The 18,010-nt window shown below is 73.9% G+C and carries 14 protein-coding genes and 2 pseudogenes; 7 read left to right on the top strand and 9 right to left on the bottom strand.

Translation table 11 applies throughout. The features are described 5' to 3' along the window. Nucleotides 1-129 precede the first annotated feature (129 nt). The gene (locus B124_RS30540) at nt 130-552 is read left to right on the top strand and encodes a hypothetical protein (RefSeq protein WP_496506230.1); all 423 of its coding nucleotides are present in this window, start codon (nt 130-132) and stop codon (nt 550-552) included. Next, the gene (locus B124_RS30535) at nt 528-2,045 is read left to right on the top strand and encodes an alpha/beta hydrolase (RefSeq protein ID WP_496506229.1); all 1,518 of its coding nucleotides are present in this window, start codon (nt 528-530) and stop codon (nt 2,043-2,045) included. The genes B124_RS30540 and B124_RS30535 overlap by 25 nt, the downstream gene beginning before the upstream one ends. Nucleotides 2,046-2,132: 87 nt before the next feature. Here B124_RS30535 and B124_RS30530 read toward each other — a convergent pair whose 3' ends face one another. From B124_RS30530 to B124_RS30515, 4 genes and pseudogenes are all read right to left on the bottom strand, one after another. Further along, nucleotides 2,133-3,005 carry a GntR family transcriptional regulator gene (locus tag B124_RS30530; RefSeq protein WP_496506228.1) on the bottom strand — a complete coding sequence of 291 codons (873 nt, stop codon included), beginning with the start codon at nt 3,003-3,005 and terminating at the stop codon, nt 2,133-2,135. Between the two features lie 12 nt (nt 3,006-3,017). Next, complete coding sequence (pdxA, locus tag B124_RS30525) at nt 3,018-4,097, bottom strand: 4-hydroxythreonine-4-phosphate dehydrogenase PdxA (RefSeq protein WP_496506227.1); 1,080 nt, start codon at nt 4,095-4,097, stop codon at nt 3,018-3,020. After that, complete coding sequence (locus tag B124_RS30520; protein WP_496506226.1) at nt 4,094-4,348, bottom strand: nucleotide-binding domain containing protein; 255 nt, start codon at nt 4,346-4,348, stop codon at nt 4,094-4,096. Before B124_RS30520 ends, pdxA begins: the two co-directional genes overlap by 4 nt. Nucleotides 4,349-4,379: 31 nt before the next feature. Then, nucleotides 4,380-5,365: pseudogene (locus tag B124_RS30515) on the bottom strand (2-keto-3-deoxygluconate permease). A gap of 505 nt (nt 5,366-5,870) precedes the next feature. Here B124_RS30515 and B124_RS30510 point away from each other — a divergent pair. The 3 genes from B124_RS30510 (at nt 5,871) to B124_RS30500 (ending at nt 9,549) form a co-directional block, all read left to right on the top strand. Beyond that, a complete protein-coding gene (locus tag B124_RS30510; RefSeq protein ID WP_496506225.1) occupies nt 5,871-7,364 on the top strand; it encodes a glycosyltransferase family 39 protein in 1,494 nt (497 codons plus the stop codon). A 68-nt stretch (nt 7,365-7,432) separates the two neighbouring features. Next, nucleotides 7,433-8,890, top strand: a complete 1,458-nt coding sequence (locus tag B124_RS30505; RefSeq protein WP_496506224.1) for a sensor histidine kinase — start codon at nt 7,433-7,435, stop codon at nt 8,888-8,890. Continuing rightward, the gene (locus B124_RS30500) at nt 8,887-9,549 is read left to right on the top strand and encodes a response regulator (RefSeq protein ID WP_496506223.1); all 663 of its coding nucleotides are present in this window, start codon (nt 8,887-8,889) and stop codon (nt 9,547-9,549) included. Before B124_RS30505 ends, B124_RS30500 begins: the two co-directional genes overlap by 4 nt. A 46-nt stretch (nt 9,550-9,595) precedes the next feature. Here the strand turns inward: B124_RS30500 and B124_RS30495 are convergent, their stop codons facing one another. From B124_RS30495 to B124_RS30480, 4 genes are all read right to left on the bottom strand, one after another. Continuing rightward, on the bottom strand, nt 9,596-11,782 hold the full coding sequence (locus B124_RS30495) for a bifunctional serine/threonine-protein kinase/ABC transporter substrate-binding protein (RefSeq protein ID WP_496506222.1): 2,187 nt from the start codon (nt 11,780-11,782) through the stop codon (nt 9,596-9,598). Then, complete coding sequence (locus tag B124_RS30490; RefSeq protein ID WP_496506221.1) at nt 11,782-13,923, bottom strand: bifunctional serine/threonine-protein kinase/ABC transporter substrate-binding protein; 2,142 nt, start codon at nt 13,921-13,923, stop codon at nt 11,782-11,784. The genes B124_RS30495 and B124_RS30490 overlap by 1 nt, the downstream gene beginning before the upstream one ends. Then, complete coding sequence (locus B124_RS30485) at nt 13,920-14,540, bottom strand: hypothetical protein (RefSeq protein WP_496506220.1); 621 nt, start codon at nt 14,538-14,540, stop codon at nt 13,920-13,922. Before B124_RS30485 ends, B124_RS30490 begins: the two co-directional genes overlap by 4 nt. 522 nt (nt 14,541-15,062) lie before the next feature. Next, the gene (locus tag B124_RS30480) at nt 15,063-15,680 is read right to left on the bottom strand and encodes a TIGR03086 family metal-binding protein (RefSeq protein ID WP_496506219.1); all 618 of its coding nucleotides are present in this window, start codon (nt 15,678-15,680) and stop codon (nt 15,063-15,065) included. 173 nt (nt 15,681-15,853) lie between these two features. On the opposite strand from B124_RS30480, the gene B124_RS30475 reads away from it, so the two are divergent. Next, the gene (locus B124_RS30475) at nt 15,854-16,231 is read left to right on the top strand and encodes a hypothetical protein (protein ID WP_496506218.1); all 378 of its coding nucleotides are present in this window, start codon (nt 15,854-15,856) and stop codon (nt 16,229-16,231) included. 122 nt (nt 16,232-16,353) lie between these two features. Here the strand turns inward: B124_RS30475 and B124_RS30470 are convergent, their stop codons facing one another. Then, complete coding sequence (locus tag B124_RS30470; RefSeq protein WP_496506217.1) at nt 16,354-17,454, bottom strand: M23 family metallopeptidase; 1,101 nt, start codon at nt 17,452-17,454, stop codon at nt 16,354-16,356. Between the two features lie 372 nt (nt 17,455-17,826). On the opposite strand from B124_RS30470, the pseudogene B124_RS30465 reads away from it, so the two are divergent. After that, nucleotides 17,827-18,010: pseudogene (locus B124_RS30465) on the top strand (extracellular catalytic domain type 1 short-chain-length polyhydroxyalkanoate depolymerase); the annotation flags it as partial.

The following is an 18,010-nucleotide window of genomic DNA, read 5'->3' as shown; positions in this document are numbered from 1 at the left end:
GCCGCCCGGCCGGCCTTCCAACCAACCGGATGGTTGACAGCCAACTAGTTAGTTGGCTAGCTTCGTCACCGCACACCGCACACCGCACACCGCACAGCTCCGACGCACGGAGGCACGACCATGCGCAACATGACCACGGCACGCACCCGCCGGCCGTCGCCGCAGCCTGCCCCGCCGGCGCCGCCGTCCGTGCACGTGCGGACGCTTGTGACCTGGCTGGCCGTGTACCCGAGCATCACCGTGGCCCAGCTCGTGTGCGGCCCGCTGCTGGCGCCGTTGGCGGTCCCGCTGCGCACCCTGGTGATCACCGCGATCGTCGTTCCTCTCGTCGTCTACGTCCTCGTCCCGCAGCTGCTCAGGACGCTTCTCGCGCTGGCCACGGCGGCGGCCCGCCGCCGAGGGGGTCCATCGAGCGGTGGACGGCGGATTCCACCGGTCGCTGCTGTCCCCGGTCCCCCCGCGGCGAGCAGCATCGATGCGATGGGCCGCACACCCGCGGCCAGGGTCCCGGCAGAAAGAGAAGACTCATGTCCCGACTGCGGCACGCCATAGTCCTCGGTCTCTGCGCCTCCGCCGTCACGGCACCCCACGTCCTCGCCCAGCCCTCCGGCTCCGCGGCCCCCGCCGCCGGGGGCCGCGGAGCCGGGGCGCCCGCGCTGTCGTGGCACCCGTGCGCTCAGGACGACGGCCCCGCCGGACAGGAGTGCGCTGAACTGCCGGTGCCGCTGGACTACCGCAGACCCGAAGGTCCGCAGCTCGCCCTCGCGGTGTCCCGGGTCCGCAGCGAGGACCCGGCGGCACGCCGCGGGACGCTGCTGGTGATCCCCGGCGGCCCCGGCGACTCCGGGGTGGCGCGGCTGACGCGGCGCGCGGAGGCGCTGCGCGCGGAGCTGGGCGGCGCGTACGACCTCGTCGGCCTCGACCCGCGGGGCGTGGGCGGCAGCACGACGGCCGGCTGCGGCCTCACCGCGCAGGACCGGACCGTCATGGCGCTGCGCCCCTGGCCGGACGCGGAGGGCCGGATCGGCGAGAACGCCGCCCGCGCCCGGCGCACCGCCGAGGCGTGCGCCCGCAACGGCGGGGCGGTGCTGCGCAGCTTCTCCACCGCGAACGAGGTCCGCGACCTCGACCGCTTCCGCCAGGCGCTCGGAGAAGAGCGGATCTCGGCGTATGCGACCTCGTACGGAAGCTACGTGGCGGCGGGCTACGCGCAGCGTCACCCGCAGCACACCGACCGCTGGGTGATGGACGGCAGCGGCGACCCCGACCCGGAGCGGGTCGGGCGCGGCTGGCTGGCGAACCTGGCCCGGGGCACCGAAGACCGCTTTCCCGACTTCGCCGCCTGGGCGGCCGACCCTGCCCGCGCGGACGAAGGACTGCGGCTGGCGGAGCGGGCCGCTGACGTCCGTACGCTCTTCCTCGACCTCGCGGCCGAGCTGGACCGCGCCCCGAAGGAGACGACCACCGACGGCGTCCCGCTGGACGGCAGCACGCTGCGGCAGGCCATGCAGAGCGCCCTGGCCGACGACTCCGCGTTCCCCGCGCTGGCCCGGCTCATCCAGCAGGCCGGGGATCCGGACGCCACCCCCGTACTGCCGCCGGAGCTGACCGTGACGCTGCCCGACTCCGCCGTGTCCATGGCCCACGCGGTCCTGTGCAATGACGTCCGCTGGCCGGCCTCCGTCCCCGCGCACCGGCGCGCGGTAGCCGCCGACCGCACCCGCAACCCGCTGACCGCCGGCATGCCGGTGAACATCACGCCCTGCTCCTTCTGGCAGGACGAACCCGCCGACAAGCCCGTCCGCATCACCGGCGACGGGCCGTCCAACATCCTCATGGTGCAGAACCTCCGCGACCCGAACACCCCCTACACCGGCGCGCTGAAGATGCGCGCGGCCCTCGGCGACCGCGCCCGCCTCGTCACGGTCGACAGCGGCGGCCACGGCGCGTACCTGAACAACGGCAACGCCTGCGGCGACCTCGCCGTCACCGCCTTCCTCACCACGGGCCGGCGCCCCGCAACCGACACCCTCTGCCCGGACTGAGCCCGCCGCCGGCAGGCTGTCCCGGGCCGGGATCACCGAAGCCACCCGCTGGCGGTACCGGCCAGGGCGCCCGGGCCGGGCAGCCCGTCAGCCGAGCAGGCGCCGCAGTTCCTCGGCGAGTTCGCGGGCCCGGTCCAGGTCGGCAGGTGCCGGTGGCGCGGTGCCGGGGGTACCGGTGGCAGGCTCGGGGGTCCCGGTGCCCGCGGCGTCGAGCGCACTCAGCCGTACGGTCTCGGTGGTCTCGGAGACGTCGATGTCGAAGACCACGCGGTCGGCGCGGTGCCAGGTGGTGAACCACTCCAGTGCGTGCCCGTGCTGGTCGGTCGTCTCGCCTTCGAGCATCAGCAGCGGACCGCCGGGATCGGTCCGCAGCTCCTCAGCGAGCATGTCGTCGGCCGCGACCGCACGCACCTGCCGCCGTCCGCTGACCGGCCGCAGCCCGTAGTTCCGGGAGAGCAGCCGGTGCAGCGAGGCGTCGGTCAGGTCCTCGGCGCGCAGCCCCGGGAGCTTTGCGGCCGGCAGCCAGGTGCGTACGTACGCCAGCGGGTCGCCGCCCACGAGGCGGAGGCGCTCCAGGCGCAGCGCGTCCGCCGTGTGCAGGAACGCCTGGGCGCGCGGTGGCGGGGTGCCGGGGCCCAGCGTGCGTACGACGGTGCGCAACTCCTGCCCGGCGACGGCGAACTGGTCGGACAGACCGGTCGCCCGCTGCACCAGCCGCCGGTACTCCGCCGGCGACGCCACCAGCGTCGGCCGGCCCTGGCGGCGGATGACCAGGCCGTCGGCGGCCAGTCCCGCCACCGCCTGGCGCACCACGCTGCGCCCGACGCCGAACGTGGCGCACAGCTCGGCCTCGCTCGGCAGCGGAGCACCCGGCGGCAGGTCGTGGCCCAGGATCTGCTGGCGCAGGGACTGGGCGACCTGCTGGTGCAGTGGCCGCGGGTCACTTCTGTCGACTGCCATATCGCCCGGAGTCTACGAGGCCGTGCCCGGCCGTTCCACGGTGGCTGCCGCGGCCTGCTCGCCCGCCTTCGCGGTCTGCCACACCTGACCCCAGCCCGGCGCCAGTTCGGCGGCCCGCCGGGTGGCCAGCACCAGGCTCGCCTCCCGGGCGACGCCCTTGCCCGCGATGTCGAAGGCGGTGCCGTGGTCGACGGAGACCCGGACGACGGGCAGGCCGACGGTGATGTTCACGCCGTCGTCGCCGTACACCGCCTTGAAGGGGGCGTGCCCCTGGTCGTGGTAGCAGACGACGACGAACTTCCACCCGCCCCTGACCGCGGCCGGGATGAGCGCGTCGGCGGGCAGCGGTCCGACGGCGCGGATGCCCGCGGCGCTCGCCCGCTCCACCGCCGGAGCCAGCACGTCGGCGTCCTCGTCGCCGAAGAGGCGGTTCTCGCCCGCGTGCGGGTTGAGGCCGGCGACGCCGATCGGCTCCTCGGGCAGGCCGAGGGCGCGGGCGAACGACCCCACCAGGCGCAGGACGTTGTCGGTGCGCGCGGGGGTCACCCCGGCGATGGCCTCGGTGAGGGACACGTGGGTGGTGAGGTGGAAGAAGAACAGCTCGCCCGCGGAGAGCACGAGGCTGAAGTTCTCGACGCCGAACTCGTGCGCCAGCAACTCGGTGTGCCCGGGCCAGAAGTGGCCCCCGGCGTGCATGGCGGCCTTGTTCAGCGGCGCGGTGACGATGCCGTCGACCAGCCCGTCGCGGGCCAGCGCGCAGGCGCGTTTGACGAAGCGGGCGGAGCCGTCGCCCGCCGCCGCGCTGAGTTGTCCGTACGGGACCGCGCCCAGGGAAGGCCCGTCCTGGACCAGGTCGATGGTCCCCGGCTCGTTCCGGGCGTCGCGGGGCGAGTCGACGACGCGTACGACGGCGGGGTCCGCGCCGATCAGCTCGACGGCTCTGCGGACGGCGTCGGCGTCGCCGATCACGACCGGCCGGCTGACGCCGCGCAGCTCGTCGTGGTGCAGCAGGGTACGGGCCGTGATCTCCGGTCCGATTCCGGCCACGTCGCCCAGGGTGAGGGCGAGCGTGGGCACCTGCGGGTCGTTCACCGGTGACTCCTCTTCGTTCGTACCGCCTGCGCGGCCTTGATCAGTACATCGGGGCTGCCGAAGCCCCCGGCCTTGGTGGCCACGGGCAGCCCGGCCGCCGGGCCGCCGACGACGACGCCCAGCGGCACGCCCGGCTCGACGGTGTCGCACAGCCGGATACCGGTCCCGCCCAAGCATTCCAGGACCGCGCGGGCGCCGTCGCCTCCGGTGGCGACCAGTCCCGCGACCGCGCCCGACGCCCTCGCGTGCACGGCGGCGTCGCGACGATCGCCACCTCGTACGTCATGCGCGCTGCTCCTGCTTGGCGGCGTCCGCGATGCCGCCCGCGGAGCCGTCCGCGTCCCCGGTCTCGTCGGCGACGCCTCCCTGCCGCAGTGCGCCCTTGCGCTTCAGCGCGTACGCCGCGAGCAGCGGTGCGACGATCGCCGTGACCAGGGCCGACGCCGCGACCTGCGCCGTGGCCGTGCCGACGTACTCCTCGAAGCGGGGGTCCGCGGCGGCCACGACGGCGGGGGTGGCGATGGCGTTGCCCGCGGTGGTGCCGGCGGCGAAGCCGAGGCCGGACATGGTGCCGCGGCGCAGGATGTACCGGTAGCCGACGTAGACCAGGGAGCCGGTGAACGGCGCGATCACCAGGCCGAGCAGCAGGCCGGTCACCCCGCCGGTGACGATGTCGCCGAGGTCGATGCCGGTGCCCAGGGAGAACGCGAAGAATGGGATGACGATGTCCGGCACCGGCTGGACGACCTTGCGCCACTCGGCATCGACGTTGCCCACCAGCACGCCCAGCAGGAACGGGACGATCGCGCCGAGCAGAGCGAGGAACGGGATGTCGCCGAGGCCGGATGCGCCGAGGAAGAGCAGCGTCAGGAAGGGGCCGTCGTTGACGGCGCTGGCGACGTAGGCTCCGCGGTCCCGCTCGTCGCCGTACTGCCCGGAGAAGGCGAGCCACAGGCCGCCGTTGCTGTTGTCCATCGAGGCGAGCAGGGCGAGCAGCGAGACGCCGAGCAGTCCGTCGAGGCCGACGCCGAGCCCGAGCAGCACGACCAGCGTGGCCGGGATCAGGCTCTTCATCAGCAGCAGCGTGCCTGCGTGGGCGAGGATCGGGCCGCCGGTGCGCAGGGAGACCTGGGTACCCGTCGCGAAGATCAGCAGGGCGATGAGGGGCAGCGCGCTGTCCTGGAACAGCGCGGTGGTGAAGCTGCCGATCCCGAGCGCCCCGGGGCGAAGGTGCCGAAGACCGCGCCGAGGATCAGCGGGATCAGCATCAGTCCGCCAGGTATGCGCTGCATGGTGGCGAACAGGGGGACCCTGGACTTCTCTGGACCGCTCACGCCGACCTCCTCGTCGGCATCAGGAAACGGCGCGGGCGCCGCACTTGTACGCATCTGTTGTACGCACAAGATGCTACACCGTGCCGGGAAGGGGAAGCCCCGGTTTCCCCGGGCCCGGCACCGGCCGCGGGGCGGCCACCTGGCACCTGAGGCGGACCTTCGGGGTTCCGCATCGAGGGGGAGGTGTCCGGGGCCGCCGCCGTCCTAGGTTGTGGCGAGACCGAAAACCAGAGCGCTCGCCCCGAAGAGCCGCGCGGCGCCCCCCGCTTCCCGAGCGGGAGCGCACGCCGCCCGCCGTCCTCCGCCGCCGCCTCACCCGCCCCCTGCTCCGCCGCCGCCTTACCACCCCCTGCCCTGAAACCGCCGGGCGCGCGGGTCCGCAGCCGGCAATGGCGTGCCGGGCGGCGCGCGTGCCGCCCCGCGTACAGGAGACCCGACCATGGCCCTCACCCGGCCCGCCGCCCCCGCCCCACGCCTCAAGGTGCCCGCCCCGCCTGCCGGCGCCCCCTCCCGCCGGTCCGCCCCGCCTCCATGGCTGTGCGCCCTGACCCCCGCCGTCGCCACCCTCGTCCTCGGGCTGTGGGGGCTCACCCGCCGGGGGTCGATGTGGTGGGACGAGGCCGCCACGTACGACATGGCGCGGCGCAGCCTCCCCCAACTCCTGGACACGCTCGCCACCGTGGACGCGGTCCACGGCCTGTACTACCTGCTGATGCACGGGGTGTTCGCCGTGTTCGGCGACAGCCTGTACGCGCTGCGCCTGCCCTCGCTGCTCGCCATGTCCGCCGCAGCCGCCGGCGTCGCGCTGCTCGGCGGCAGGCTGGCGGGACCCCGTGCCGGGCTGCTCGCGGGCGTGGCCTTCGCGCTGCTGCCCGCGGTGCAGCGCTACGCGCAGGAAGGCCGCTCGTACGCGCTCGTCTGCGCCGCCGTCACCTGGGCGACCTGGCTCTTCGTACGCGCCCTGGGAGAGCGCCGGCCCCGGCTGTGGGCGGGCTACGGGGCGGTGGCCCTCGCCGGTTGCCTGCTGCACGAGTTCGCGGTCCTCGCGGTCGCCGCGCACGGTGCCGCCCTGTGGGTCTCGCCGAACTCCCGCCGCGACCGGCGGGCCTGGACCTGGACGGCGGGAGCGGTGGCGGCAGCGCTGGCCCCGCTCGCCGTGGTCAGCTCCCGGCAGTCGGAGCAGGTGGCCTGGATCGGCCCGCCCGGTTCCGGCGCGTTCCTCGGCTACGCCGTCCCCGCCCTCGCCGGCCTGATCTGCGCCGCCTTCCTCCCGGCGGGCGCGCGGCTGCTGCGGGCCCTCGCGCTGGCGCTGCTGATCCTGCCCGGCGGACTCCTGCTGCTGTCCTCCGCGATCGTCCCTCTCTACGTCTCCCGCTACGTCCTGTACGAGGAGGCGGGCCTGGCGCTGCTCCTCGGCACCGCACTGGACCAACTCTGGCGCCGCCGGTGCCACCGGCGGCTGCTCGCCGCCCTCACCGCGGCGGCCGTGCTGGTGGCGCTGGTTCCGGTCGGGCTGCATCTGCGCAGCCCGGAGAGCCGCCAGGACGACCTGCGCGCCATCGCCCGCGCCGTGGAGACGCAGGGGCGGCCCGGTGACGGGCTGCTCTTCCTGCCGGCCAGGCGCCGTGGCTGGCAGGCGGCCGACCCCGCGGCGTTCGCCGGGCTCATCGACCTCGCGGCGCGGGCGGACCCGCGCGCGTCCGCCACCCTCTACGGGGTGGAGCTGCCGCCCGCCGCCGTCCGCACCCGGATGCTCACGGCCGACCGGATCGTCGTGCTGCGCGACCCGGCCGGCGAGCCCGGCGACGTCACCCCCGTCGAAGAAGTGAAACGGGCCGTCCTGCGGGCGCACTTCCGCCGCTGCGGCACCACGGAGGTCCACGGCGCGCGCGTCGCCGTCTACGCGCGCCCCGGCCGCTGCGACCCGGCGTAGTACCTGAGGAGGACCCGCCCGGATCCGTATCCGGAAGGACGCCGCCGCGCCCCGCGCCCCCGTACGGTGTGCGGGTGACCGAGTCCACGCGCAAAGCACCCCGCGTCCGCGGAGAGTTCGACGTGATCCGGGACGGCTTGCGGCTGCTGGGCCTCCGGACGCGTACGACGCGCCGCGAGCTGTTCAAGGAAGCGTTCGCGCTGACGCCGTTGCCCGCGCTGCCGCCGGTGAGGATGAGCCTGCCCCCCGCCCTCAGGCGCGTGGTCGTCTGGCTGCCGCACCTCGCGGTCATCGCCCTTGCCGGGGTCCTCTTCGGCTGGGGCAGCGGGTGGTACGGAACCGGCGGCAGCGAGTACGTCGACCAGTACGGGTCCTCCGCGTTCACCGGCCCCCTCGACAGCGCCCACGTGGGCCTGCCCGTCGGCTGCGCCGCCGCGCTCCCGTTGCTGCTGGCCCTGTTCCGGCCGGTCGGCGCCTGGTGGCTGTCCATGGTGATGTGCTTCGGCATCGCCGCCACGGTCGGCGGTTCCCACGACTGGCCCTGGGCGGAGGCGACGTTCGCGTCGCACCTGGTCGTGCTGGCGCTGGCCGTGCCGCGCCGCGGCGTCGGCACCGCCGTCGCGATGTGGCTCCTCACGGCCCTGGCCGGTGTCGCCGCCCTGTCGCTGACGTCACGGCTCCGCGACGACGTGAACGTCGTCGAGATGGCCGTCGCCTCGGCCGTCGTGGTCGCCGTCGCCGTCTCGGTACGCGGCTGGACCGCCGCCAGCCGCCGCGCCGAGGCCAGCGGGGCGCTCACCGCCCAGGAGCGCTCCCGGCGTACGCGGCTGGAGAAGCGCACGTCCATCGCGCACGAGCTGCACGATGTCGTCGCGCACCACATGTCCGTCATCGCGATCCAGGCGGAGGCCGCTCCCTACCGGGTGGAGAATCCGCCGCCCGAACTGACCGCCTCCTTCACGACGATCCGGGAGAACGCCATCGCCGCGCTCGCCGAACTGCGGCGCGTCCTGGGCGTCGTACGCACCGAGGACTACGAGGCGCCGTCCGCGCCCCAGCCCACCCTCGCCGACCTGGACAGGCTGCTCGGCAACGTCCGCGACGCGGGCCTGGCCGTCGAGAAGACCGTCACCGGCGCGCGACGCGAACTCCCGCAGGGCGTCGAGCTGTCGGCGTACCGCATCGTCCAGGAGGCCCTGAGCAACGTGCTGCGCCATGCCCCGGGCGCCCCAGCGAAGGTCGAGCTGTCCTACGTCCTGGGCGGTCTCGCCCTGCGGATCGTCAACGAGGCGCCGGCCGGCGAGCCGCCGCCGTCGCCCGGCGCGGGGCAGGGCGTCACCGGGATGCGCGAGCGCGTCGCGATGCTGGGCGGCCGGATGACCGCGGGCGAGACCCCGGACGGCGGCTACGAGGTGGCGGTGCTGCTCCCCACCGGCGATCCGGCCGATGACCCCCACGAAGGCTCCGCCGGCGCTCCCGTGGCCGGCTCCGCCGACGACATCCGCGAGAAGGCAGCCGGCACATGACCATCCGGGTGCTCATCACCGACGACCAGTCCATGGTGCGCGAGGGGTTCACCGTGCTGCTCAACGCCCAGCCCGGCATCGAGGTCGTCGGCGAGGCCGCCCACGGCGGCGACGCGGTGGAGCAGGTGCGCCTGCTGGCACCTGACGTCGTGCTCATGGACATCCGGATGCCGGAGGTCAACGGGCTGGAGGCCACCCGGCAGATCGCCGGCACCGGGCTCGGCACCAAGGTCCTGATCCTCACCACGTACCACCTCGACGAGTACGTCTACGAGGCCCTCCGCGCCGGCGCCAGCGGCTTCCTCCTCAAGGACGCCTCCGCCAGCCAGCTCGCCGAGGGCGTTCGCGTCGTCGCCGCCGGCGAGGCCCTGCTCGCGCCCACCGTCACCAAGCGCCTGATCACCGTCTTCGCCGAGCGCAAGCCGGTGCTCAACCTCCCGGCAGAAGCCCGCGTCGCCGGTCTCACCGGCCGCGAGACCGAGGTCCTCGCCCTCATCGCGCAGGGGCTGTCCAACGCCGAGATCGCGGCCCGCCTCGTCGTCGCCGAGTCCACGGTCAAGACCCATGTGGGCCGCGTCCTGGAGAAGCTGGGGCTGCGGGACCGCACCCAGGCCGCGATCTTCGCCTACGAGACCCGCCTCGTACAGCCCGTCGGCTGACGGGCACTGCCCGCGCGACCGGCCGTGCGGCGGCCCTCCTTCAAGCTCACTTGACCTGGTCGTAGCGTCCCAGGAAGCGGAAGGCATTCCCCTTCGCCTGGAACAGGTAGTACAGAGCCCCCGACTTCTGGGGGTCGATGCCGTCAGTACTGACGTGGAAGGTCTTGGCGAGTCCCCGGTAGGTGACGTCGAAAAGCCGCGGCGTTACGGATCGTGGCCGGATGTCCGCCGAGCCGCCCAGCGACGTGAGGGCGCGGGCGACCAGTCCCACCGCGTCGTACGCCTCCGGGGACCAGCGGGCAGATGCGGTGCCGTAATGCGCGCGGTAGGCGGCCCGGAAGTCGCGGGACACGCTGCCGGGGTCGGTGAAGGGGGTGCCGAACAGCCAGTCCTGGCCTGCCGTTCCGGCCCGTTGGAGGAAGGCCGGCTGCATGATGTGCCAGGTGCCGAGGCGCGGGCCGGAGAAGCCCGCCTCGGTGAGGGCGCGGGCGCAGCGGGCGGCGCGTTCGGGGGATGTGCCGCTGAAGACGACAGCCTGTGCCCTGGCGGCGAGGGCGGCGCGGACGGCGGAGCTGAAGTCGTCGCTCTCGGCGGCTACGGAGTGGATGCTGGCCGTGCCCTGCTGGGGCGGGTTCTGGGCGACGGAGTCGGTGAGGTCCGAGCCCTCCGGGCCCGCTTCCCGGTCGTCGATGACGGCGGTGCGGTCGACCGGCCGTACGTCGGTCAGGTACGAGATCAGCGGGAGCGCCAGGTGGTTGTCCGGGGCGCGGGTGCTGCACAGGGTACGCAGTCCGGCGTCGCCGAGTCTCGCGTCGTCCACGGAGATGAGCACCATGGCGGTGCCGGCGGCCTGGTAGAGCGGGCCGGCGGCGAGCGCCGCGGTGGCCGTGCTGGGTCCGAGGACCGCGCTCACCCCGGCTTCGGTCAGGCGCTGGGCCGCGTCTCTGGCCCTCGTCGCGTCGCCCCGGTCGTCGGCGGCGTCGAGGGCGAGGCGGAAGGTGATGCCGGCGCGCGCGTTGTGGTGCTCCACCGCGAGCCGCGCCCCGCGCTCCTGAGCGCGGCCGTCCGCCTTGTTCGTGCCGCTGAGGTCGGCCTGGAAGCCGAGGGTGTGCACGGGAAGGCCGCCGCCGCCTGAGCCTGCTTTCCCGGCCGCAAGATAGGCGGTGGCTCCGCCGCCGACGGCGGCCAGGGAGGCTGCTGCCGCGCTCCCCATCAGCAGCGCGCGCCGTCGGGTCGGAGGGCGGGCGTCCTCCGGGTGCGACGGTGCCGGGCCGGCGGCCGGGTCCTCGTCCGTCGGTTGCCGTGCGGGGCGCCCGGGGGCGGGCACGTCCAGTGCTCGCGCGGAGCGTTCAGCGACCACGCGGAGAAGCGCGGGCGGCAGCCAGTGCTCCTGCTGGTCCCCGGAGGTCTCCTGCGCGAGGGGGACGCGCGGGTCCCGGAGCACGGCGGCGGCCCCGTGGGCCGTCGGCCGCTGGGCCGGGTCCTTGGCCAGGCAGGTTCCGATCAAGTCCCTCAGCTCGCGGGGGACGTCCGCCAGGTCCGGCTCCTCGTGCACGGTACGGAAGAGGACGCCCGCCGCGTACCCGGTGCCGAACGGGCGCCGGCCCGAGGCCGCGTAGGCCAGGACGCAGCCCAGTGAGAAGACGTCGCTGGGCGGGCCGACCTCCCCTGCGCGGGCCTGCGCCTGCTCCGGCGCGAGGAAGCCGGGGGTGCCGACGACGGCGTCCGGCGCGGTCAGCGCGGTGGCGCCCGCGGCATACGCGATGCCGAAGTCGATGAGCCGGGGGCCGTCCAGGGCGAGGAGCACGTTGCCCGGTTTCACATCGCGGTGCACAAGTCCGGCGTCATGTACGGCACTCAGCGCGTCGGCCAGCCGGACTCCCAGGGTGCGTACGGCGGCGACAGGCAGCGCGCCGAAGCCGTCGACCGCCTCGGCCAGCGAGGGTCCGGGGACGAACTCCGTGGCCAGCCAGGGCTCCTGGGCCTCGGTGTCAGCGGCCACGACCGGTACCAGCCAGGGCCCGGTCAGCCCGCGGACCGCTGTCACCTCGCGCCGGAACCGGGTGCGGAAGGCCGGGTCCGCCGCGTGCCCGGCACGGATCGTCTTGAGCGCGACGAGCGCCCCGCCTGCCGTACGGGCGAGGTAGACGACGCCCATGCCGCCCGCGCCGAGGCGGGCCAGCAGTTGGTGCCCGGAGATGTCCTCGGGGTCGTCGGCGGTCAGGGGCTGCATCAGAAGTCCACCTTGCCCGCGTAGGAGTACCGGCCGCCCTTCACCTCGTAGCGGAAGACCTCATTGCTCTTGAGCCACCACCGGTACTCCTTGTCGAACGCGTAGGTCCGGACGAGTCCCTTGTACGTGCCCTTCTGCAGCAGGTCGTACAGCCTGTCCCCGGAGGGGCGGCCGTCTGCCTCGGTGAGGCGGGTGATGACCATGCGGGCCACGTCGTACGCCTCGGCCGCCCAGTAGGGGGGTACGGAGCCGTAGCGCTCTCGGTAGGCGGTGGCAAAGGCGCGGACGGGGGCGGCCGACGGGTCGACGTACGGTGCGAAGGTCTGCCAGCCCTCGGCGGCGGTGTCCGCGGCGGTCAGGAACTCCGGCTGGGCCGCCGGGTAACCGAGGACGCGCAGCCCGTCGAAGTCCGTCTGCGCGAGGGCGCGTGCCACGGCGGCGGCGCGGGCAGGGGTGCCCGTGTAGACGAAGCCGTCCGGCTGGTGGGTGACCATCTCGGCGACCGTCGGCGCGAGGGTCCCGGCCAACTGCGGTACGACCCGAGGCTCACCGGCGATCTCGAGGACGCCGAGGCTCTGGAACATCGTATGGCCGAGCTGCCAGGCCGGGATGCCGCCGGCGCGGTCGATCAGCACGCCCACGCGCCGGGCGCCCTGGGCGTGCAGGGAGTAGGCCGCCGTGCCGGGCAGGCTCGTGTAGTCGGGGACGGTCTGGAGGAATTGACGGGGCTCCGCGGTGCCGTACTCGGGCTGGGCGGAGGAGGCCGTGATCAGGGAGACGAGCTGTGCGTCGTAGCTGCCGATGCTCGCCCCGGTGGTCTTGTCGCCGGTCGAGCCGATGACGGCGAGCAGGTCGCGGTCGGCGGCGAGGGCGCGGGCCACCTCGGCGGCACGAGTCGCATCGCCCCGGTCGTCGACCGTTTTGAGGGTGAGTGTGAAGGGTTTGTCCTTGCGGGAGTTGAACTGGTCGACGGCCAGCCGGACGCCGCGTTTCTGGGCCTGCCCGATGGCCTTCTGCGGGCCCGTCAAGTCGGCCTGGACGCCGAGGATCCAGCGGCGGGCGCCGGACGAGGCGGCCGGGGCGGTGCCGTCGTCGCGCTGTGCGGCCCAGAGGGCGGCACCGCCACCGGCCGCGAGGAGGGCCGCGCCGCCGCCGAGCATGAGGAATCGGCGGCGGCTGGTGGGAGTGGGCGCGTCCGCGGGAACTTCCGCCGGCTGTTCGTCCGCCGTCGCGTCGAGGGCCGTCGCCTCGATGTCCGGCAGGGCGAGCAGCGATGCGGAGCGGTCCGCGATGAGTCGTACGACGGCGTCGGGCAGCCAGTCGACGGTGTCCGGGGGAGTGTCCTCGACCAGCGTCTCGTCCACCTCGCGGGCGACGGGCCGGGCGGCCGGATCCTTGGCCAGACAGCGCACCAGCAAGGCGCGCGTGGCGTCGGGGACACCGTCGAGGTCGGGCTCGTCGTGCACCGTGCGGTACAGCAGGGCGTCCACGGCACCGGTGCCGAAGGGCGGGCGGCCGGTGGCGGCGTAGGAGAGGAGACAGCCGAGGGCGAAAACATCACTGGCGGGCGAGGCGGGCTGCGCCCGGGCCTGCTCCGGGGCGAGGAAGCCGGGCGTGCCGACGACCATGCCGGCCGAGGTGAGCGCCGTCTCCTCGGTGGCACGGGCGATGCCGAAGTCGATGAGGCGGGGGCCGTCGACGGCGAGCAGCACGTTGCCGGGCTTGACGTCGCGGTGGACAAGTCCCGCGTCGTGTACGGCGGTCAGGGCGCGGGCCAGCATCCGGCCGAGGACGCGCACACCGTGCGGCGGCAGCGGTCCGCAGGCGGCGACGGCTTCGGCGAGCGAAGGGCCGGGGACGAAGGCGGTGGCCAGCCAGGGCGCGGGTGCGTCCGGGTCGGCGCCGGTGACCGGCACCGCCCAGGGGCTGTCCACGCGCCGTGCGGCGGCGACCTCGCGGCGGAAGCGCGCGCGGAACTCGGCCTGGTCGGCGTACTCGGGCAGGATCACCTTGACGGCGGCCAGCTCTCCCGACTCGGCACGGCCGAGGTAGACGACGCCCATGCCGCCGGCGCCGAGCCGGGCGAGCAGACGGTGACCGCCGATGCGGGCCGGGTCGGAGGGGGTCAGTTTCCCGGTCATCGGTCCTCAGCCTGCTTGCTGCCGCTCGGCTGCGGCGCGTTCCGTTCGATCGCGGCTCTGAGGCGGGCGCGCATGCCGGCGTGCGGATCCCGCAGCCGGTCGAACAGGTCTGCCCGGGACCAGCCCTCGGCGCCCTTGGCGGAGACGGCGAGGGTGAACTGGCCGATGCGGGTCTGCTCCCAGATGTACGGGTGCGGGCCGCCGGCTTCGGCACTCGTGTAGGAGCCGAACTCGGTGAGCGCGTCATCGGCGTACTCGTTCCCGGAGTCACCGAAGGAGTTCGGGACGTCGTTCAGCGACGTGACCGTCTCGTCGGAGCGAAGCTGCTGCGCGGGGCAGCGCATCATCTCTTCCAGGACCTCGGCGTTCTCCCAGTCGGCCTGCTCGGGGGTGCGGTGCACCGTGACGACGGCGCTGAGCCGCAGCGGGCCCTTGGCACCGCTCGCCGGTATCTCGTAGGAACGGGTCAGGGTAGCGAGGACATCGCTCGGGAGCGCCTGCTGATGCCAGACGCAGTCGTCCCCGAGAACCGCCCATAGCCGGGGGTCGCTTTCGTACGGAGCCTGGCGGACCGTGTCCGGGCCGAACTCGGAAGGTTTCGCGAGGACCTCTCGCACCAGAGCAGCAGCCTGAGCCGTGGATGCCGGGAGCCTGTCCGGATCGATGTCGGCGACGGCGGTCGGCGATGGGGCGGCGGTTCCCGTGGGACCGGCCTTCTGCGCGGCAGCCGGTCCGGACGCGTCAGCTCCACCTGAGGTACAGCCGACCAGCAGTAATCCGCACACCGCGACCGTACGGCCGAGGTGCACCGGCCCCCCGCTCCGCACCACGAGCCTCCTGAGATCATCTGTTCACTACGTCTCAGCCACGATGCTAGGCAGCAACGTGCGTGCACTGACCAGCAGTTGACGATCATGTGGCTGAGCTGTACCACGCCTGTCACACGACCCCGGCACGGACGGAGTCGCCGGATTCCTCAGCCTAGTACCGCCGCCGCTTCGGCCCGGCTGCGGTCGGCCAGCAGTAGCCGCTGCGGGGGATCCCGGGTGGCGACGGTGTCCTCGCCGAGGTGGGCGCCGACCCGCATCAACACGTGTCCGCGCCCAAGCTGCGGCGAGACCGCCCTCGACGGACGCGCGTCAGCGTCCGGGCGGCGTCCAGCCGGGGTGGCGGCCGCTGAGCCCCACCACCCGGTCCAGCAGCGGCGCGTCCTCCGGCACCGCGACGACCGGCCCGAACATCCCTTCCCGCGCGGGCCCGTCGGGCGTGGCCGCCACCAGCTCGTACGAGACACGCAGCGCTTCCTCGTCCGGCTCGTAACGCCGGCCGGTGGCGCGGGCGAGGTCCCAGCCGTGCAGGACCAGCTCGTTGAGGGCGACCCGGCCGGCCGACGCGGCCGGGAGCGTGACGCCGCCGGCCTGGGTCTCGCCCTCCCAGGCCGCCGGGTCGTGCCACGCCTCGGCGAGCTCGGGCAGCTGCTGGGCCAGTTCCTCGCGCCAGCCGGGGCCGATGTCGGGGCGCGGCGCGGAGTTCGGGTCGGTGCCGGTGGTGGGGCCCAGGTCCTTGCGGCCCGCGTCGCGGAAAGCGACCGTCAGGCCGACCAGGTGGCCCAGCAGGTGGCGTACGGCCATGCCCTCGCACGGCGTGGGGTCCTCCAGTCGGTCGTCAGGGACGCTGGCGGCGAGCCGGGCGACAACTCTGGTCTGCGGGCCGAGGTCCGGGTTGGCGGCCGGTGCGGCGGGGCTTGCGTCGGTCATGGTGTGTCCTTCCGTGGCGTACTGCCTCCACTGATCATGACTCGCGCAGGGCGCGAAACTCATCGCCGTGCGGTGGTCCTCCCTGGTGACACTCGGCCGGCGTCACTGCTTCCCTCAACTCCCTGGCCGCCTGGAGGCAAGCCAACGTCACGGCCGTCCCGGCGCAGGCGGCCATGGCCCAGTGGCTTGCGGACGAGGCCAGCGGCGCGTATCTGGACGCACAGCGGGTGGCGTACGAGGCGAGGCGCCAGCAGGTCGTACGGCTGCTGACCGGCGTACTGGGCTACCCGCCGCACGGCTATGCCGCCGGCTGCTGCGGCGCGTACCTGCTGGCACGCATCCCGCCGGTGTTCGACGAGCCCGGAACCAACTTCCGTGAGCTGGTGCTGGACCGCTGCGGCGTCCTTCTGGGCGAGGCGCACATGAGCAGCCCCAGCGGCCCTCTCAACGCCTCCGGCAGCCGCATCCGCGTCTGCCTCGGTGCCTGTACCGCCGACCTCGACGAGGCGTTCGCCAGGATGGCCGGAGAAGGACTCACCTGGGCCGGGTAGACGAGGAGCCGGGGCACGCGGATCTCCCTTTCGTCCCGGACCGACTGCGGGCTGATGCGCACCGTGGACCGGATATCGCCGGCCCACGGTGCGCCCCGCACGCCTTCGCCGATGAGCGGCTGTCAGCTGGTGCGGTTGTAGATCGCTGTGCCGGGGCAGGCGGTGACGCCGAGGCGGGTGCCGCAGCCGGTGTACTGGCTGGCGCCGTTCCACCAGGTCCAGCCGCCGATGGTGCGGCCGTTCAGCCACGTGTACTGGCCGACGAGGTTGGCGTCGTACGTGCGCAGGCTCCAGTGCACGTGCGCGCCGGACGCCGAACCGCCGGCGCACACGTCGGTGCCGATGGTGCCGAGCAGGGCGCTGCTGCCGATCGACGTTCCGTTGTAGTAGGTCGTGTTCCGCATGTGGTAGTAGTCCGTCGAGAAGCCGCCGGGGTGGATGACCCGGGTCCAGCCGCCGCCGGCACCGCACATCGAGGTCGCCGTGCCTTCACGGGACGAGCGGACCCGCCCGCTGGCGTTGCCGCCGGCGAAGTCGAGGCTGCTCCAGTAGCCGGACCCGCCGGTGTGCGAGTGCGGACCGCCGGTCACGGTCATGTAGTAGTCGGGCATCCACGGCAGGAGCAGCCCGCCGGTGTTGGCCGTGGCCCCGGTCGGCGACGCCTCCTGGTCCGGGGCCGCCTGACGCTGCGCGTAGTCCGTCATGGTCTTCCGCTCCGCCTTGCCGACCAGCGGTGACGCCGCCACGTGGGCGGCGAACTCGCGGTCGCCTTCGAGGCCGGAGACCCAGCGCCCGTTTTTGCGGTGGGCGATGTAGAGCCAGCCCTCGGGCTGGGCGTGGACTGTGCGCGGGGCTTCGACGTACGCGACACCGCGGGCCCATCCGGGCGAGACGGTGCGGACGTCGACGACCACCTCGCGGTCCTCGGCGGCGAGTTTGCCGACGGCCTTCGACGGGGTGAGGCCCTTGGCGTCGTCGGACCGGGAGAGAACGTCGGCGGCGACGGCGTCGATCAGCGCTGTGCGGCCGGCGCCGAGACGGTCGGCGACCTTGTCCGGAATCTTCACGGTGACACCGGCGGAGGGCGACGTGGCGGACGCCGGTGTCGCGAGGGGCTGTGCTGCCGGGGCGGTGGGGGTCGCCACCGCCGAGGGCGCGGTGGCGAGCAGACCGGCGACGGCGAGAGTGGCGAGGGTGGTTCTCACGGACAGTCTGGAGAGCATGAGTGGTACCCCTTTCCGTACGCGAGGCCCTGTCGGGCGAACGGATCAGTGGGATTTCGGCAGAACGCGGTCACGCCGTGCGATGCGGTGACGGGAGGCAGAGAGTGACGTGTTCGCGTCATTATCTATGCACGTAGATTACCCGCGTGTAAAGACTCCTGCGGCCTTCTGCAGGTCTGGTTCACTGGGGGAATCGCCGGCCAGGTGCGCCGCACTGGAGGCTGGCCACAGGCCGGAGTTCTCAGGAGTGTGTGCCGCNTCCGATGGCGCGGTGCCGGTGCCTGTCTAGCGTGCGGGGTCGGGTGCCCGGCGTGGGAAGGACGCCCGGGCCGTGCGCCCGTCCCTCACCCCCCTCACGACGGGAGANNCTCCATGGCGGTTCGTGACCGTACCCGTGTCCGTGCGCGTATCCGGGTGGTGCTGTGTGCGCTGGCGGCGCCGCTGGCCCTGGTCGCCGGGATGCTCGCGGCGCCTGTGGCGGCGAACGGTGAGTCGGCCGGTCTCACGCCGGTGACCGGCTTCGGTTCCAACCCCGGCAACCTCGGCATGTATGCCT

The sequence above is a fragment of the Streptomyces sp. CNP082 genome (genome assembly GCF_059570535.1).
Note: the sequence above shows the minus strand (reverse complement) of the source record. Positions and strands in the feature narration are given on the sequence as shown.

Bases quoted from the DNA above. Each gene is read 5' to 3' on its own strand.
- B124_RS30470 (WP_496506217.1), bottom strand. From the start codon at position 17,454: ATGCTCTCCAGACTGTCCGTGAGAACCACCCTCGCCACTCTCGCCGTC.
- B124_RS30480 (WP_496506219.1), bottom strand. From the start codon at position 15,680: ATGACCGACGCAAGCCCCGCCGCACCGGCCGCCAACCCGGACCTCGGC.
- B124_RS30500 (WP_496506223.1), top strand. From the start codon at position 8,887: ATGACCATCCGGGTGCTCATCACCGACGACCAGTCCATGGTGCGCGAG.
- B124_RS30490 (WP_496506221.1), bottom strand. From the start codon at position 13,923: ATGACCGGGAAACTGACCCCCTCCGACCCGGCCCGCATCGGCGGTCAC.
- B124_RS30475 (WP_496506218.1), top strand. From the start codon at position 15,854: ATGGCCCAGTGGCTTGCGGACGAGGCCAGCGGCGCGTATCTGGACGCA.
- B124_RS30530 (WP_496506228.1), bottom strand. From the start codon at position 3,005: ATGGCAGTCGACAGAAGTGACCCGCGGCCACTGCACCAGCAGGTCGCC.
- B124_RS30535 (WP_496506229.1), top strand. From the start codon at position 528: ATGTCCCGACTGCGGCACGCCATAGTCCTCGGTCTCTGCGCCTCCGCC.
- B124_RS30510 (WP_496506225.1), top strand. From the start codon at position 5,871: ATGGCCCTCACCCGGCCCGCCGCCCCCGCCCCACGCCTCAAGGTGCCC.
- B124_RS30540 (WP_496506230.1), top strand. From the start codon at position 130: ATGACCACGGCACGCACCCGCCGGCCGTCGCCGCAGCCTGCCCCGCCG.
- B124_RS30495 (WP_496506222.1), bottom strand. From the start codon at position 11,782: ATGCAGCCCCTGACCGCCGACGACCCCGAGGACATCTCCGGGCACCAA.